The 15085-nt window shown below is 52.0% G+C and carries 13 protein-coding genes; 6 read left to right on the plus strand and 7 right to left on the minus strand.

All coding sequences use genetic code 11. The annotated features are described in order from the left end of the window. Positions 1–26 precede the first annotated feature (26 nt). Both envZ and ompR read right to left on the minus strand, forming a co-directional pair. Positions 27–1385, minus strand: coding sequence for a two-component system sensor histidine kinase EnvZ (envZ, locus tag AC1MDE_RS21975; RefSeq protein WP_058960579.1), 1359 nt, complete (start codon positions 1383–1385; stop codon positions 27–29). Then, the gene (ompR, locus tag AC1MDE_RS21980; protein WP_001157751.1) at positions 1382–2101 is read right to left on the minus strand and encodes an osmolarity response regulator transcription factor OmpR; all 720 of its coding nucleotides are present in this window, start codon (positions 2099–2101) and stop codon (positions 1382–1384) included. Before ompR ends, envZ begins: the two co-directional genes overlap by 4 nt. 514 nt (positions 2102–2615) lie before the next feature. On the opposite strand from ompR, the gene yjbE reads away from it, so the two are divergent. Beyond that, a complete protein-coding gene (gene yjbE, locus AC1MDE_RS21985) occupies positions 2616–2858 on the plus strand; it encodes an exopolysaccharide production protein YjbE (protein WP_480345074.1) in 243 nt (80 codons plus the stop codon). 122 nt (positions 2859–2980) lie between these two features. Here the strand turns inward: yjbE and greB are convergent, their stop codons facing one another. Continuing rightward, on the minus strand, positions 2981–3469 hold the full coding sequence (gene greB / locus AC1MDE_RS21990; RefSeq protein WP_058960578.1) for a transcription elongation factor GreB: 489 nt from the start codon (positions 3467–3469) through the stop codon (positions 2981–2983). A 204-nt stretch (positions 3470–3673) separates the two neighbouring features. On the opposite strand from greB, the gene AC1MDE_RS21995 reads away from it, so the two are divergent. Together AC1MDE_RS21995 and AC1MDE_RS22000 are read left to right on the plus strand one after the other, a co-directional pair. Next, on the plus strand, positions 3674–6004 hold the full coding sequence (locus tag AC1MDE_RS21995; protein ID WP_058960620.1) for a Tex family protein: 2331 nt from the start codon (positions 3674–3676) through the stop codon (positions 6002–6004). A gap of 374 nt (positions 6005–6378) precedes the next feature. Beyond that, entirely contained in the window at positions 6379–6720 is a 342-nt protein-coding gene (locus AC1MDE_RS22000; protein ID WP_479399755.1) for a colicin E1 family microcin immunity protein, read from the plus strand. 4 nt (positions 6721–6724) lie between these two features. On the opposite strand, the gene AC1MDE_RS22005 is transcribed toward AC1MDE_RS22000, so the two are convergent. Next, positions 6725–7795: a colicin-like pore-forming protein gene (locus tag AC1MDE_RS22005; protein ID WP_479402264.1), complete on the minus strand. Its 1071-nt coding sequence runs from the start codon at positions 7793–7795 to the stop codon at positions 6725–6727. Positions 7796–8756: 961 nt separating this feature from the next. On the opposite strand from AC1MDE_RS22005, the gene AC1MDE_RS22010 reads away from it, so the two are divergent. Beyond that, a complete protein-coding gene (locus AC1MDE_RS22010) occupies positions 8757–10445 on the plus strand; it encodes an alpha-amylase family glycosyl hydrolase (RefSeq protein ID WP_058960575.1) in 1689 nt (562 codons plus the stop codon). On the opposite strand, the gene AC1MDE_RS22015 is transcribed toward AC1MDE_RS22010, so the two are convergent. Further along, positions 10446–10715, minus strand: coding sequence for a YdgH/BhsA/McbA family protein (locus tag AC1MDE_RS22015; protein WP_160833808.1), 270 nt, complete (start codon positions 10713–10715; stop codon positions 10446–10448). A 150-nt stretch (positions 10716–10865) separates the two neighbouring features. Then, a complete protein-coding gene (bioH, locus tag AC1MDE_RS22020) occupies positions 10866–11642 on the minus strand; it encodes a pimeloyl-ACP methyl ester esterase BioH (protein WP_480345075.1) in 777 nt (258 codons plus the stop codon). Between the two features lie 34 nt (positions 11643–11676). Between bioH and gntX the strand changes: the two genes are divergently transcribed. Together gntX and nfuA are read left to right on the plus strand one after the other, a co-directional pair. Further along, the gene (gntX, locus tag AC1MDE_RS22025) at positions 11677–12354 is read left to right on the plus strand and encodes a DNA utilization protein GntX (RefSeq protein WP_034819674.1); all 678 of its coding nucleotides are present in this window, start codon (positions 11677–11679) and stop codon (positions 12352–12354) included. A 58-nt stretch (positions 12355–12412) separates the two neighbouring features. Continuing rightward, on the plus strand, positions 12413–12988 hold the full coding sequence (gene nfuA, locus AC1MDE_RS22030; RefSeq protein WP_034819678.1) for a Fe-S biogenesis protein NfuA: 576 nt from the start codon (positions 12413–12415) through the stop codon (positions 12986–12988). A 37-nt stretch (positions 12989–13025) separates the two neighbouring features. Here nfuA and malQ read toward each other — a convergent pair whose 3' ends face one another. Beyond that, positions 13026–15071, minus strand: a complete 2046-nt coding sequence (gene malQ, locus AC1MDE_RS22035; RefSeq protein ID WP_479402262.1) for a 4-alpha-glucanotransferase — start codon at positions 15069–15071, stop codon at positions 13026–13028. Positions 15072–15085: the final 14 nt, after the last annotated feature.

The raw sequence follows: 15085 nt of genomic DNA on the forward strand, positions 1-15085 counted from the left end.
CGCTCCACATTTATCTGAGCGAAGCGTTAACTGTGATGCGTGCTGACTAACGCCGTACCGTTATTCTCCGGTATCGGCAACCACGCGCGAATGCGCAATCCGCCATGCTCGCTCTCACCTATCTCCAGCGAGCCTTCATGCGCGTCGATAATACGCTGCACAATCGCCAACCCTAAGCCGGTGCCACTGGTGCTGCGTGCGCTATCGCCACGTACAAAAGGCTGGAACAGATGCTGAAGCTGATCGGGCTTAATACCCGGACCATCATCTTCCACCTGGAACCAGGCGCGATTCAGTTCCTGGCCGCTGCTGACTTTGATCCAGCCGTTGCCATAACGCGCGGCATTCACCACCAGATTCGCCACGGCACGCTTAATCGACAGCGGATTGATATCCAGCATCAACTCTTCCGGCATCACCGCATTCTCAATCTCACGCTCATAGCCGCTTTCCGCCGCCACCACTTCACCCAACACACTGTTGAGATCGGCGCGCTCGGTCTGCATCTCCTGCCCGGTGCGCAGATAGTCGATGAACTGCTCGATGATGGCGTTGCACTCTTCGATATCTTTATTGATCGACTCGGCCAGATAGCCATCCTGTTCACTCATCATCTCGGTGGCGAGACGAATGCGTGTTAAAGGGGTGCGCAAATCATGACTGACACCCGCCATCAGCAGCGTACGGTCATCGGCAAGCTGTTTGACGCCCGCCGCCATCTGGTTAAAGGCTCGCGTTACGGAACGCACTTCCGATGCGCCATACTCACGCAGCGGAGGAGGAATGATGCCTTTACCGACCTGAAGCGCTGCATGCTCCAGGTCGACCAGGGGTCGGTTCTGAATGCGGATAAACAGCCAGGCACCGCCGATCGCCAGCAACATAATCGCCAGGGTGTAGCGGAACAGTGGCGAGAAATCGCCCTGATGGATTTCAGTCAACGGCACACGCACCCAGATGTCTGGCGACAACCAGGTTTTCAGCCAGACCACGGGGGAATTCTTGTTAACCTCGACACGGACATCGGTCGGGCCACCCAGCTGTTGCGCCATCTGCTCGCTAAGGAATTCGTAATGCTGTGCCCAGCGCAGGCCACTCTCTTCTGCCGCTGCGTTGGTGTACAACGAAATACCCAGTTCACGATAAATTTCACGCCGGAAGGCAGGTGGCACTTCCAGTTGCGTGCCATCTTCCAGCTGCAGTCGATCGGTCATCAACATACGCACTTCGTAAGCGAGGACTTTATTGAACTGCTGCAAACTTGGAAGAATGGCGAAATTCAACACCACCAGATAGGTCGTTACCAGGCTGACGAACAGCAAGGTAACGATCAATAACAGGGTGCGGGCAAACGAACTGCGAGGAGAGAAGCGCAATCGCCTCATGCTTTACTGCCGTCCGGAACGAAGACGTAGCCAAGACCCCAAACGGTCTGGATGTAGCGTGGATGCGCCGGATCTTCTTCTACCATGCGGCGCAGACGGGAAATCTGCACGTCGATAGAACGTTCCATCGCACTGTATTCACGGCCACGCGCCAGGTTCATCAGCTTATCGCGTGATAACGGTTCGCGCGGATGGCTCACCAGTGCTTTCAGCACTGCAAACTCACCGCTGGTCAGCGGCATTGGCTCATCTTCACGGAACATTTCACGCGTGCCGAGGTTCAGTTTGAACTTACCGAAGGCGATAACCGCTTCTTCCTGTGAAGGCGCACCTGGCAATTCATTGGCCTGACGGCGCAGCACGGCACGAATACGGGCCAGCAGTTCACGTGGGTTAAACGGCTTCGGAATGTAATCATCAGCGCCGATTTCCAGCCCAACGATACGATCCACTTCTTCGCCTTTTGCCGTCACCATAATGATCGGCATCGGGTTGCTCTGGCTGCGCAAACGGCGGCAAATGGACAAGCCATCTTCGCCTGGCAACATCAGATCCAGCACCATTAAATGGAATGATTCACGAGTTAGCAGACGATCCATCTGCTCGGCATTGGCGACACTGCGCACCTGAAAGCCCTGCTCGGTGAGATAACGTTCGAGCAGTGCGCGCAAACGCATATCATCATCGACGACCAGAATTTTGTAGTTCTCTTGCATTGTTCAACTCCCAAAGGCGCCATTGCCTGAGTCAATATTGTGTAAAAAAGATGCCTGCATGTGACAGTTATTAATGGTTTATATTCTAGCCGAAATTGTTACAAAGCATATTAAACAGCAGCTTATATTTAATTTAAGCCCTGAAATGCGCGTTGTCTCGCGCTTTTTATCGGGGCTTTCCATCCGCTTAGCGCTAATCCGAAAATTTACGCGGTTTTCTTTTCGAAAATGGATCACCGGGCCGAATACCGCTCGTTATCACAGCATTTGGGGCCATTTGGCTTAAGTCGGCAGGCCAGAATCGTTCGATGGGCGATCATTCGCAGCATAATATCTGGCTCTTTTCGTTTTCAGTGCTCATCTGCTCTCGGAACAATACGCATCTCGCGCCAGATAAGGCCAGTGTTAAATAAAGTCTGATTAATCAGACACTAATCAGCACTTTCTTCCCACACAACGATCTCAGAAACTGCAAGGGTTCCTGCTGATATTGCGCATCTTTGGAGAGAGAAAAATGAAAAAATCTGCGGTCTTGCTGAGTGTACTGGTGCTGGTCAGCCTTTCTCAGGCTCATGCGGCCACCAGCGCGGGTGAAGCGGCGGGAGCCGAGGCCTCCACTACCGCCAAAGGCAATTCAGACGCGATGGGTGTGGGTGCCGTGGGTGCACTGTTAGGGGTGGCACTGGCAACCATGGGCGGCGGTGACAAAGGCACCAGCAGCACATCGACCACCACCGCGACCACGCCAGGCAAATAATCCAAATCTTTCAGGCGCGGCAATGCTGCGGCGCTTCCCCTTTTACGCCAGCCCATTTCGCCACCGGAGAATAAGTTGCACCCAAGGCTTTTTTACCCAAGCCATTATTCTCCGCCTCTTTTTTACTCTGGGTTCTTCACATACTCGATGCAGTTAACAAACCAGACTTTCTGTCCTTCCGGCGTATTCACCACGACTTCGTCATCCACCTCTTTCTTGATCAGCGCACGGGCCATCGGTGAATCAATGGAGATGTAATCCTTAACCGCATCGCCATAGATTTCATCCGGCCCCACAATGCGGAATCGCTTTGCATCACCCTGTTCATTTTCCACCTCAACCCAGGCACCAAAGAACACCCTTCCTTCCTGTTGCGGCGCATAATCGACAATTTTCAGATCGGCGAGGCATTTGCGCAGATAGCGCACACGGCGGTCTATCTGCCGCAACAGGCGCTTGTTGTAGGTGTAATCGGCGTTTTCTGAACGATCACCAAGGCTAGCCGCCCAGGAGACAATTTTGGTGATTTCCGGACGCTTCTCGTTCCACAAATGGTCGTGTTCGGCACGTAATTTGTTATAGCCTTCGCGGGTAATCAGTTGGGTTTTCATGACGTCTACTCGTGATAACAAGGTATCGTTACTGCAAAGAGGCCAACAATAAGCGACTGCTTTGCTCTCAGCAAGGTGTGCACAGCGATGTTCGCGCTGCATTCAGAAAAAGACGGATTCACCTGTCCCCGGCTGGCAATTTGCCGCCCCAATCCGTATAACTGTCCCCTGTTTTCCAACCCTGTGTAAGCATTGTTAATGATGATGAAAGATTCACTGAGCCAGATTATCGCAAGTGAGCTGAAGGCTCGCGCCGACCAGGTTGACGCCGCTGTAAGCTTGCTGGATGAAGGGAACACCGTGCCGTTTATCGCACGTTATCGTAAGGAAGTGACCGGTGGGCTGGATGATACCCAGTTGCGTCAGCTGGAGAGCCGCCTTGGCTATCTGCGTGAGCTGGAAGATCGCCGCCAGTCAATTCTGAAATCCATCGACGAGCAGGGCAAACTCACCCCAGAACTCGCCACGGCCATCAATGGCACGCTGAACAAAACTGAACTGGAAGATCTGTATCTGCCTTATAAGCAGAAACGTCGCACGCGTGGGCAGATCGCCATCGAAGCGGGCCTGAAGCCACTGGCTGAAACGCTATGGAGCGATCCTTCTCAGGAACCCGAGTCATTGGCTGCAAGCTATGTGGATGCGGATAAAGGCGTCGCCGATGTGCGCGCAGCGCTGGATGGCGCACGTTATATCCTGATGGAACGTTTTGCCGAAGACGCCACGCTGCTGGCAAAAGTGCGTGATTATCTGTGGAAAAACGCGCATCTGGTAGCGCGTGTGGTGGAAGGTAAAGAGGAAGAAGGCGCGAAATTCCGCGACTACTTCGATCACCACGAACCTCTCAGTACCGTTCCTTCTCACCGTGCGCTAGCGATGTTCCGTGGTCGCAATGAAGGCGTGCTGCAACTCTCTCTGAACGCCGATCCACAATTCGAAGAAGCGCCGCGCGAAAGCCACGGTGAAACGCTGATCGCCGATCACCTGCAACTGCGTCTGAACAATGCTCCGGCAGACAGCTGGCGTAAAGCGGTGGTGAGCTGGACCTGGCGCATCAAAGTGCTGCTGCATCTCGAAACCGAACTGATGGGCACCATTCGCGAACGCGCAGAAGATGAAGCGATTAACGTATTCGCCCGCAACCTGCACGATTTGTTGATGGCGGCTCCGGCAGGCATGCGCGCCACCATGGGCCTCGATCCGGGCCTGCGTACCGGCGTGAAAGTCGCCGTGGTGGATGCCACCGGCAAACTGGTGGCACATGACACCATCTATCCGCACACCGGGCAGGTGGCGAAAGCCGCATCGGTTGTGGCAGCACTGTGCATCCAACACCAGGTGGAGTTGGTGGCGATTGGTAACGGTACCGCTTCACGTGAAACCGAGCGTTTCTTCCTCGACGTGCAGAAGCAGTTCTCGCAGATCAACGCGCAGAAAGTGATTGTCAGTGAGGCTGGTGCATCGGTCTACTCCGCATCGGAACTGGCCGCGCTGGAATTCCCGGATCTGGATGTTTCCATCCGCGGCGCCGTCTCCATTGCGCGTCGCTTGCAGGATCCGCTGGCCGAACTGGTGAAAATCGATCCGAAATCCATCGGTGTCGGCCAGTATCAGCATGATGTGAGCCAAAGCCAACTGGCGAAGAAGCTGGATGCGGTAGTGGAAGACTGTGTAAACGCCGTCGGCGTGGATCTGAATACCGCTTCAGTCGCCTTGCTGACGCGCGTGGCAGGCTTAACCCGCATGATGGCGCAGAACATTGTCACCTGGCGTGATGAGAACGGCCGCTTCCAGAATCGCCAGCAGTTGCTGAAAGTCAGCCGTCTTGGGCCAAAAGCTTACGAGCAGTGCGCCGGCTTCCTGCGCATCAATCACGGCGATAACCCGTTGGATGCCTCCACCGTGCACCCGGAAGCTTACCCGCTGGTCGAACGTATTCTGGCCGCGACTGAACAGGCGCTGAGCGAGCTGATGGGCAATCCGGGTGGGTTGCGTGATCTCAACGCGCGCGACTTCACCGACGAGCGTTTTGGTCTGCCAACCGTCACCGACATCATGAAAGAGCTGGAAAAACCGGGGCGCGATCCGCGTCCGGAGTTCAAAACCGCGCAGTTTGCCGAAGGCGTGGAAACGCTGAACGACCTGCTGCCGGGCATGATTCTGGAAGGCGCGGTCACCAACGTCACCAACTTTGGTGCTTTCGTGGATATCGGCGTGCATCAGGATGGTCTGGTGCACATCTCTTCACTGTCAGACAAGTTCGTCGAAGATCCCCATCAGGTGGTGAAAGCGGGCGATATCGTCAAAGTGAAGGTGATGGAAGTGGATATGCAGCGTAAGCGCATCGCCCTCACCATGCGACTTGACGAGCAGCCCGGCGAGAGCAATGCGCGCGGCGGCAATAATCGCAGCAGCGGCAAAGAGAATGCACGTCCCGCGGCCAATAACAAAGCACGCGGCAAGCCGGCTAATTCGCCAGCTGGCAATAGCGCGATGGGTGATGCACTGGCCGCCGCGTTCGGTAAGAAGCGCTAATTGCCTTACCAAATAGCACCTGAATTTATCACTTTGTAGCCATGTGCTCTGATGCTGTCCTATTAAGCATCAGAGCCTTTCTACTCTGGATTCTTTGCTCTAATAATAAGAAAAGCTAACGCTAATCTATTACCAGATATAGTAAAGAAACTCCTCAGCCTAAGGATCTTTTTGGCTGTTTTAGGAAAGAATCGGGAATTGTTGTGCCAGATAAATTGCAAGGCCAAATAATCACAAAAGAATTGAATGGTTAAACATGTAATTCTTGAGAGAATATAAATTAGAAAAATATGATTTACAGCACAGTAAGTTTACTTCTAATAGTGAAATATAGACCACTCAAAGGATGAATGGTAATAACAAAAGGACTTAAAATGACAAAGTCATACTATATAAAAAATGCTGCGTTAGGAATGCTATTATTTGTCATCACTACAATAATTATGCGTGATGCAGCTATAGATATCAGCCAAAACTCCAGATTAATCTTTCTTGCAGTTTGTGGGATTCTATTTCCCTCTGCAAAATTCACTATCGAAAGTTTTGCATTGAAATTCACATCTAAAACCTTTTGGACCACTGGTTTTTTTGAAAATGACACGGGAATGCAAGGAATAAAAGCTATCTATTTTTTGATTTGCTTTACATTAGCCATTCCTCTAAGCATTCTATTTTTCATTATGAAGTTAAGTAAAGCCGGGAATCCCCCGGCTTAAACCTCTATTTAAAACCCATTTTAGAATTCAAATTATTGATCAATGAATCGTTAACTAAAGAACCAACGAGTGCCATTATGATTGCGTATCCGACAATGCCTACTCCAGTGCCGAGTATAATACTGAAAGCGAATGCAGTTAATGCGGCCGCCAATTTTCCTGCTACTAACTTCTCAAGTTTGACGATAACATTTCTCCAGTTATTAGTCTGAGTAGCCAATGCAATCTCCTTAATGACATCTATAAAGTCGGAAATTGCACCATAGAACCCTAACCCTCTACTAAATCGATTCAAATCTCGAGCAAACGTTACATAATCAATTTTTCTAACAGCATCCCCCAATTTTTTACGTTCTGCGCTGTTAAACTTAGATCCGTTCAAAACTTTGTATTGTTCAAAAGATTTTATTGCATCGTTGACACTTCTTAATTTCTTACCTTTTATTTCTTCAGTGAAGTACTGCGCATGAAACGATACCCTTGCACTAATCCGCTCTGATAAATTTTTATAAAAATCTGTTACCAGTCTTATACCATCCTGCAAATCAGAATATGATGGCTGTAATTTCCTTGCCTCCATGATAATTGACAATTCTAACTTGGCTTTTAATGTCGCTTGCCTCGCAGCGGTAATGCTAGTACCAGACTGAGTGGAGTTTGCTAAACGAGCATTTTTTTGAATAATTTTCTTCAACGCAGTAACGCGAGCATCAGATATATCTAAATTATAAGGTACACTACCTCCAGGAGCTGAATTATTTTGCTGCCCGGGGGAAAGTGTCGACTCTTCTGGATAACCTAAATTTACACCGTATGCATCTCCCAAGTTGTGTTTTGTTATGCCTATTAGCTCGCCGTTAATACCTAATGTATAACCTACAAATTCAGCAGGATTGATACCTGGTTTTTTGGCCTGTTTCTCGCCTATTTTCGGATTAACAGACAATCCACCACCATAAGCCTTCCCATTAGAAGAACTCCCTGCCCCGTTACCCGCATTGCCTTGGCTGCCACTATACCCAGTACCATTGCCGCGTTCAGAGCTCCAGTTGGTACCATCACCATATCCATTCATATACATCTCCTTAATGAAAAAAGTGTTGTGCTATATGTTTTCAATATTACAAGGTCTGGATGGTTTATCCCCCCATAACAATCAAAACTCAATCATATTCAATTGAATGAGTAAAAATGGCAACCACCCTATACTTGTATCAATCATTAATAACAAAGAAATAATAACGATCCTGGAAAGATAAATTTAAATATCACAGGGGTGATGGCTCAGTCATTTAAATTAATAATTAACCAATGAAAGTAATAAAACTTAAAACCAAATCCATGATTGTTATTTTGCAAGCAGCTTATTAAAATCCACAAAAAGTAGTTGCCTATTATAACACTTCCATTATGGTTGATTAAAACCAATGCGAACACATACAAGGAAGAATGATGATCATAATCATTGATGATTACGTTAATGCACTTTACGTCAATCGAAGGAACATTAAATTAACAAAAATGGAATACACTCTTTATTCAAACTTAATGAAAAATAAAAAAACAAAAAGCACAGTTGAAACATTAATAAGACAGACGTGGCCAAGGAGGTTTGAATCCATCACTCAGAACAATCTTTCTCAGTTAGCCTTCAAACTGAAAAGAAAATTATGTGATGCGGGCATTCTAACTACCATTACGGTATCACTTAAAAGCGGTTGCAAAATATCGCACTACAAACCCTGTTTGATTATCCGTGTAAAGACTTCTTTGGCATCAAGGCTTATCCAAAAAATCATTATTCATAAACCATTCAAAAATAATTAGACTTATCAATAAAAAATAATTGATATAATTTATAGTGCTGAAATGTAACCTGAATTGATTTTATCACCTGCCCAGTATCAGATATGAGCACTACCCTTTGTGCGGAATCAGCTCTGCTTCCGCACATATCAAGTTGATAAATCCCCTCATCCGTCTACGCTGAAAAAATCCGTGTGAAAAAATGACCTTCCGCGTGGCCCAACGATCTGATGGACATAATCAACGCCCTACTTGATGAGATTTACGAAGGCCGCTTCCCCGTCGCCGCACGTGAGCGTCTGCTTTCCCACATTCGTGCAGCGCACGATACCGCTAAACTGCCGCGCAAAGCCCACTGGGACGAGAAGGATGTGGTGCTGATCAGCTACGCCGATCAGTTCCGTGAACCCGATCAGCCCACGCTCGCCAGCTTCTCGCACTTCTATCAGCAGCATCTGCAATCCACTTTCAACCTGGTGCATTTGCTGCCGTTCTTTCCCTATTCTTCCGACGATGGCTTCTCCGTGATTGATTATCACCAGGTGAATCCTCTCTGTGGCGAGTGGCAGCATATTGCGGCGCTGCACAGTGAAACCCGGTTGATGTTCGATTTTGTCTGTAATCATATGTCGGCGCACAGCCAATGGTTCCGCCACTTTTTGGCGCAGGATCCTGGCTGGGATGACTTCTTTATCAGCATGCCACCGGCCACCGATCTCAGCGCCGTGACGCGCCCTCGTACCTCGCCATTACTGACGCCGTTTGAGATGGCTGATGGTGAAACGCGCTTTATCTGGACCACCTTTAGCGCCGACCAAATCGACCTTAACTTTGCCAATCCTGACGTGCTGATTCGCATGGTGGGCGTATTGCTGGATTACCTGAACAAGGGCGCCGATTATGTTCGTCTCGATGCGGTGGGGTATATGTGGAAGACGCCGGGTACAAATTGCATTCACCTGCCGAAAACCCACCAGCTGGTGAAGCTGTTGCGCGCCATTTCCAACGAAGTGGCACCGGGCACAGTGATCGTCACCGAAACTAATGTGCCGCATAAAGACAACATCAGCTATTTTGGTAACGGGCACGATGAAGCGCAGATGGTGTATCAGTTTTCACTGCCGCCGCTGGTGCTCCATGCCATTCATTCAGGATCCGCACGCGCGCTGCGTCAATGGGCCAGCACGCTGGGCACCGGTAACGGCACCACCACGTTCTTCAACTTCCTTGCCTCGCACGATGGCATTGGCCTCAATCCTGCGCGCGGTATTTTGTCTGAAGTGGAGATCGTAGCACTGGTGCGAGATTTGGCGCTGGAAGGGGCGCTGGTGTCTTATAAAAACAATCCCGATGGCACCACCAGCCCTTACGAAATTAACGTCACCTATTTCGATGCTCTCAACCAGCAGAATGATGACGATGACACGCGTCTGCGCCGATTCCTGCTGGCACACGCCATTCTGCTCGCCTTTCCGGGCGTGCCGGCGATCTATATCCAAAGCATTCTGGGATCGCGCAACGACAATGAAGGCGTGCGCGCGGCAGGACACAACCGCGCCATCAATCGCCAGAAATACAGTTTGCGTGAAATGGAACAGTGGATCAGCGGCGATGACCCATTGCGTCAGCAGGTGTATGAACGACTCAGCGCATTGATCCAGCTGCGCACCCGCCAGAGCGCGTTCCATCCGGATAATGCGATGACGCTGCTGGAGAGTGAAAATACCCTGCTGATGTTGCGGCGACATCCGTCAGGCAGTGAAGAGGGCTTATTGTGCGTGTTTAATCTCAGCAGCCGGGAAGTGACCACGCATCTGCCGCAGGCGCGACATTATCAGGATGTGATCAGTGGCGAGAAAATCGATGGCAGCCAGCCAATGACGCTGGCTGCGTGGCAATTTATGTGGTTGCGTGGCTGATTATTTGTAAACATCCGCCGTGGCGCTGAACTTGCCATGTTCGCGGCCCGCAATCACCAGAAAGTATTTGCCGCCTTTCTCATCGGCCGCTTTGGAGAGTTCGCGCTTCGCATCCATCGGTGAGGTGGTCTCCGCCGTGGTGGTCACCGTACCGATTTTCTCCAGATTCATTTTCTGCACTTCTTCTTTAGTCACTTCCTTTGCGGCGAACGCTGAAAACGACACCGCACTCATCACCAGAGAAGCCACAGCCAATTTCATCATCTTCATAGCATTACCCTCATCCATTTTTTGCATTATTGGGATGTCAGCGGCCGCGAAGCACAACAGGCGAGATAGCAAAAGAACACACCGCGAAGCAGCTCAGCTCACGTCAAAAGTATTACCGCTGGTGAAAGAATTTCCACTGCCGCAACAGATTTAACGGGTAACCGCTTGGATGAACTCGATAATATGCTGGCAAAATGTGTCAGGATGCGAGACAAATGGCGCATGCGCCGCTTTTTCCATCACAATTGAAGGTGAACGCGGTAACGCTTCATCCAACTGCTTTGCAATTCGACGTGGTACTAATCCATCCAGCGATCCATACAAACGCATCAAGGGCATTGCCAACTGCGGCAGCTGCGCGCGCAGATCCACTTCGCGCAATATCTCCAGTCCACCTTCCAGCACTGCGACCGAAGGCATTGGCTGCGATAGCACCACGTCTTTGAGCTGACGTGCATCCTGGCGCGCATTTTCCGTACCCATGGTTTGCAAGGCCAGGAAACGTTCTACGGTGCGCTGGAAATCATTGCTCAACTGCTGCTGGAAGCTCTCCAGCGTCTCAGGCTTGATGCCCGGCCAATCCTCGTGCGCGGTAAAACAGGGCGAAGACGCCACGCTAATCAGCGCGGTGACACGTTCAGGCTGCGTCAGTGCAATCTGGCTGGCAACCAGTCCCCCCAGCGACCAACCGAGCAACACTGCACGCTCAGGAAGTTGTGGAAGCAGCTGTTGAGCCATGTCGGCTAAGGTCAGTGCACCAAATCCATGGCTGCGGCCAAAGCCAGGCAGATCCACAAGGTGCAGACGAAAATGCGGGCTGAGTCGTGGAACAATGTTCTGCCACACTTCGGCATTCAATCCCCAGCCGTGCAGCAGCACAAGATCGCGATCGCCTGTGCCTGTGGTGTGCCAGTAAAGCGAACTCATCGGTTACACTCCCGAAAAGTGAAAAGAGGCCGCTATGCTATCAATCCCTGCCCTGTGTTGGCTATGCCGCCTGCCATTACAGATTGCCAGACACGGGCTATGCAGCCGCTGTGTGCAACAAATCCCGGCGCTGCCCGCGATCTGCCCCTGCTGTGCACTGCCGGCCAGCGGCACCCGATTGTGCGGCCGCTGTCTGCGTCGTCCACCGCCGTGGCACAGCCTGACTTGCGTGAGTGATTACCTGCCGCCGCTGAGTGATTGGGTCATCCAGCTGAAATTTTCTCGGGCAACCGCACTTAGAGTGATGCTGGCACGACTCCTTTTGTTAAAATTGTTAAATAGTCGCCGCGATAACCTTACGCCGCGCATCGATTTGGTGTTGAGTGTGCCGTTACATCGGCGTCGTGCCTGGCAGCGTGGCTATAATCAGGCTGAGCTGCTGGCAAAACCGCTGGCACACTGGCTAGGTTGTGAATATCGTGCGGGGGTGCGCCGCAGACGGCGGGGCTTGGTCCAGCATGCGTTGCGCGCTTCGGCGCGGAAAAAGAATCTGCGCGGGGCCTTTTCCCTTGAAATGCCAGTGCGCGGACGCCATATCCTGCTCATCGACGATGTGGTTACCACCGGAAGCACGGTGGCAGAAATCAGCCGCATTTTGCTGGCCCAAGGCGCGGCCAGCGTGCATATTGGCTGCCTGTGCCGTACCTTGTAGAGCGTCGGCGTTGGGCGTATTATAACCAAGTAATTTAGTCAACTATTGAGCAATCGCCATGATCGTTATTACTGATGCTGCGCAAGAGCACTTCTCAAAATTGCTGTCAAAACAAGAAGATGGCACACAAATTCGCGTATTCGTCATTAATCCGGGTACGCCAACCGCGGAATGCGGTGTTTCTTACTGCCCACCCGATGCAGTAGAAGCCACTGATACTGAAATGAAGTTCGAAAAGCTGTCAGCCTATGTTGATGAGCTGAGCGCGCCTTATCTGGAAGATGCTGAGATCGATTTTGTCACCGATAACCTCGGTTCCCAGCTGACGCTGAAAGCGCCAAACGCCAAGATGCGTAAAGTGTCTGATGATGCGCCAATGGTTGAGCGCGTGGAGTATCTGCTGCAAGCGCAGATCAACCCACAGCTGGCGGGTCACGGTGGTCGTGTATCCCTGATGGAAATCACCGATGACGGTTACGCGATTCTGCAGTTTGGCGGCGGCTGTAACGGCTGTTCAATGATCGACGTCACGCTGAAAGATGGCATCGAGAAAGAGTTGCTGGCGGCCTTCCCTGAGCTGAAAGGTGTGCGTGACCTCACTGAACACCAGCGCGGCGAGCACTCTTACTATTGATTTTCTTGCGGCAGCGCACCCGCGCTGCCGCAGATTTCTACCTCGCTTTGCGTCCGTCATTCACCGCTGTCAGAACTTGCTTCACGGCTTTGTCGGCAAACATCTCTTCCAGCGTGACACATAACTTGCGCCGCCAGTTGGGATACTCATCCACTGTGCCAGGCACGTTGACCGGCATTGTCATGCCGAGCCAATCTTCCGGCTGCAATCCCAGTAATGCGCTCTCCGTGCGGGCCAGGTAACGGTGCATCGCCACATTGATCGTCGGCGTCAGCGGTTGCTTCAACGCAGGTTGACGACTGCGAGCTGGCATGGCCCCCGCCTGCTGTAAGGCGTCCAGCAAAGCCTGCTTTTGTGCCGTGCGCTGTTGTTGCAGGGAGTGCAGCACGCTATCGTGATACATGCCGAGCTTTTCACCCAATGCCAAATCTTCCGCCTGCCAGAATCCGCTCAACGTGGGCAAATCATGAGTACTGGCACTGGCAATCGACTGTCGAGGATAAGCCGCAGGCTGGCGGTAGCGGCCATCGCGCTCCTGTTCGAAGAACAGCACTTTCCACGAGAAAATGCCGTGGCTGCGCATCATGCGAACGATGATCGGCGGCACAATGCCCAAATCCTCGCCGATCACCATGCAGCGATGGCGCTGACTTTCCAGCGCCAGAATCGCCATCAAATCGTCCACCGGATATGACACATAGGCACCTTTGTCCGCTGTCTCACCATACGGAATCCACCACAGCCGCAATAACGCCATCACGTGATCGATACGCAACGCGCCGCAATCACGCATATTGGCGCGCAATAAATCGATAAAAGGCTGATAGCCGCGCGCGCGCATCTCGTGCGGATCAAGCGGCGGCAACGCCCAGTTTTGCCCCAATGGTCCCAGGCGATCCGGCGGTGCCCCCACCGAAGCCCCCAGCTTATACAACTGCGGGTCCTGCCAGGTTTCTGCGCTGTGCTGCGCCACACCGACCGCCAAATCCCGGTACAATCCCACCGTCATGCCGAGCTGCTGGCTACGCTGCCAGCAGGCGGCAAATTGCTGCTGCGCCAGCCACTGCAACCAACACCAGAATTGAATCTCGTCCTCATGTGCAGCACACCACTGCTGAACTTCTGGCTGATGGGCATTGCCCCAGGTTTCCGGCCATGACGCCCAACCCCACTCCTTCTCCTGCTGAGCGCTGCGTTCTGCCAGAATGCCGTCAAACGCCGCCTGATAGCGCAGATGATCGCCGCCCTCGGCGACAAATTGCAGGAATTCCTGCTCAGGCTGATAATGCTGCCAGGACAGGCGTAGCGCGGTGATTTTCAACTCAGCCACCGCTCGATAATCGACATAGTCAGTGGCGCGCGCGGCTTGCACAGCCTTGCGCGTTTTGGCGAGTTTCCACCAGCGCTGTGCTTCAGCGCTTTGAGCGAATGCCGCCACCTGATTAACGTCGATATACAGCATATTCAGCCAGCGACGCGAGGTGGGGCTATAAGGGCTGGCGTGTTCAGGCTGCGCAGGATAAAGCGCGTGTAGCGGGTTGAGGCCAACAAAATCGCCTCCGTGAGCGGCGATCTGCTCCAGCATTTGCGCAAGATCGCCAAAATCACCGATCCCCCAATTGCGATCAGATCGCAGCGTATAAAGCTGTACCAGCGCGCCCCAGCGTTTGTCTCCCTGTGCCAGCGGTTCAGATAAATAGCAACGACGCGGCGCGATAATGATGCGCGAGTGCCACTGCTGACGTCCTTGCCGTAAGGTCAAACGGTGATAACCCTGCGGCAGACGTGGCGGCAATGTGAAGGTCTCGCCTGCCTGAAGCAGGCCACTGTAAGTTTTGCCCCGTTCGGTCTCAAGCTGCCAGCTAAACTCGCCTTTACCCTGCGGGCAACACTGGCGCGGACGGCGCGGAGTGAAAACCTGCACCGGCGGCAAGGGTGGCGCTTTACCCTGCGGCGTATTCATCACCGCCAGCAGCGCGCGTTTGGTGTCGTCGTGAATACGCACCTGCTCACCGCTCGCGTTGGTAAAATCTACCGCAATGCCCGCGTCCTGCGCGGCCTGATCCAGTTTGCTGAGCGTCATCACGTCTCCTTGGG

The sequence above is a fragment of the Pantoea folii genome (assembly GCF_056678875.1).

Bases quoted from the DNA above. Each gene is read 5' to 3' on its own strand.
- envZ (WP_058960579.1), bottom strand. From the start codon at position 1,385: ATGAGGCGATTGCGCTTCTCTCCTCGCAGTTCGTTTGCCCGCACCCTG.
- ompR (WP_001157751.1), bottom strand. From the start codon at position 2,101: ATGCAAGAGAACTACAAAATTCTGGTCGTCGATGATGATATGCGTTTG.
- yjbE (WP_480345074.1), top strand. From the start codon at position 2,616: ATGAAAAAATCTGCGGTCTTGCTGAGTGTACTGGTGCTGGTCAGCCTT.
- greB (WP_058960578.1), bottom strand. From the start codon at position 3,469: ATGAAAACCCAACTGATTACCCGCGAAGGCTATAACAAATTACGTGCC.
- AC1MDE_RS21995 (WP_058960620.1), top strand. From the start codon at position 3,674: ATGAAAGATTCACTGAGCCAGATTATCGCAAGTGAGCTGAAGGCTCGC.
- AC1MDE_RS22000 (WP_479399755.1), top strand. From the start codon at position 6,379: ATGACAAAGTCATACTATATAAAAAATGCTGCGTTAGGAATGCTATTA.
- AC1MDE_RS22005 (WP_479402264.1), bottom strand. From the start codon at position 7,795: ATGAATGGATATGGTGATGGTACCAACTGGAGCTCTGAACGCGGCAAT.
- AC1MDE_RS22010 (WP_058960575.1), top strand. From the start codon at position 8,757: ATGGACATAATCAACGCCCTACTTGATGAGATTTACGAAGGCCGCTTC.
- AC1MDE_RS22015 (WP_160833808.1), bottom strand. From the start codon at position 10,715: ATGAAGATGATGAAATTGGCTGTGGCTTCTCTGGTGATGAGTGCGGTG.
- bioH (WP_480345075.1), bottom strand. From the start codon at position 11,642: ATGAGTTCGCTTTACTGGCACACCACAGGCACAGGCGATCGCGATCTT.
- gntX (WP_034819674.1), top strand. From the start codon at position 11,677: ATGCTATCAATCCCTGCCCTGTGTTGGCTATGCCGCCTGCCATTACAG.
- nfuA (WP_034819678.1), top strand. From the start codon at position 12,413: ATGATCGTTATTACTGATGCTGCGCAAGAGCACTTCTCAAAATTGCTG.
- malQ (WP_479402262.1), bottom strand. From the start codon at position 15,071: ATGACGCTCAGCAAACTGGATCAGGCCGCGCAGGACGCGGGCATTGCG.